Here is a 1,449-nt window from a genome sequence, read left to right on the forward strand (position 1 = left end):
GGCTCTTCAGAATTGAGAGTGTAGCCACCTAAACCCAACACCCCGGATCCCGGGCATGTCGTCAATGCATTAAAAAGTCGAGGCCTTCCAGAAGAATGGAAGTTACCACACAAACCATTTCTAGAGACCTCGACTGTGCACCATTCTATCTATACCCCCGCAAATCTCACGACTTTCACCAACCTTGACGGACTGGGACTCACCGCCATCGGGCAGCGCCTCACGCCGAAGAAAGCTGAGATCCTCTGCCAAGTGACCAACCCTGACCCATGGTGCCAAACGTGCGGAACGCCCGGAAATCCACGCGATACCGTCACCCGGCGCCTGGCCCACGAACCGTTCGGATGGCGGCCCACCGTCCTGGTGATCAAGCACCGCCGCTACCGCTGCAACCACTGCCAACGCGTCTGGCGTGAAGACCTCAGCCAAGCGGTAGCGCCACGACAGAAAATCAGCCGGACCGGGCTACGCTGGGCTTTGGCCGGGCTAGTCACCCAGCACCTGTCAGTCTCACGGATTGCCGAAGGGCTCGGTGTCACCTGGAATACCGCCAACGAAGCAGTGCTGGCCGAAGGCCAGCGCCTGCTGATAGATGACCCAACCCGGTTCAACGGAGTCAAAGTGTTGGGAGTTGATGAGCACGTGTGGCGGCATACCAAAAGTGGAAACAAGTACGTGACGGTCATTGTTGACCTCACCCCGGTGAAGGCTGGCACTGGCACCGCACGATTGCTCGACATGATTCCCGGACGTTCCAAGGCCGTGTTCAAGACCTGGCTTGCTGAACGCGGTGAAGCATGGAAAAACAATGTTGAGGTGGTCGCGATGGACGGGTTCACCGGCTTCAAAAGCGCTGCTGCTGAAGAACTGCCCCAAGCCGTAGAAGTCTTGGACCCTTTTCATGTGGTCAAGCTCGGCTCCGAGGCGTTGGACCAGGCCAGACAACGAGTTCAGCGTGAACAATATGGGCGGCGTGGCCGGAAAGATGATCCGCTGTATAAGTGCCGGCGTACGCTGACTACAGGTTTATCGCTGGCCACAGAGAAACAGAAACAGCGCGTTGAAGACCTGTTCAACGTTGCGAAGCACGAGCCTGTGCAATTGGTCTGGAGCGTTTACCAGAGGATGGTTGATGCCTACCGGCAGAAGAAGCCCGAGATCGGGAAGTGGGCCATGGAACAACTGATCAACGAGATCGGTACCAAAGTGCCGAAGGGTTTACCGGAGTTGAAGAAACTCGGTGGTACGCTGCGCAGGCGGAAACCGGATATCCTCGCGTATTTTGATCACATTGGCAGTTCCAATGGGCCTACTGAAGCACTCAATGGGCGGTTGGAGCACCTGCGGGGTATCGCTTTGGGGTTCACGAATTTGGCGCACTATATCGCACGGTCATTGTTGGAAACCGGTGGCTTTAGATCGCGTTTACACCCTGAATCCTGAAGAGCC

The 1,449-nt window shown here is 56.7% G+C and carries 1 protein-coding gene; it reads left to right on the forward strand.

Features of this window, described 5'->3' with window-relative positions:
- Positions 1–135 precede the first annotated feature (135 nt).
- Entirely contained in the window at positions 136–1,443 is a 1,308-nt protein-coding gene (locus CIK76_RS17885) for an ISL3-like element ISAar23 family transposase (RefSeq protein WP_096288990.1), read from the forward strand.
- Positions 1,444–1,449: the final 6 nt, after the last annotated feature.

It is taken from the genome of Glutamicibacter sp. BW80 (assembly GCF_002332385.1).
Taxonomy (GTDB): domain Bacteria; phylum Actinomycetota; class Actinomycetes; order Actinomycetales; family Micrococcaceae; genus Glutamicibacter.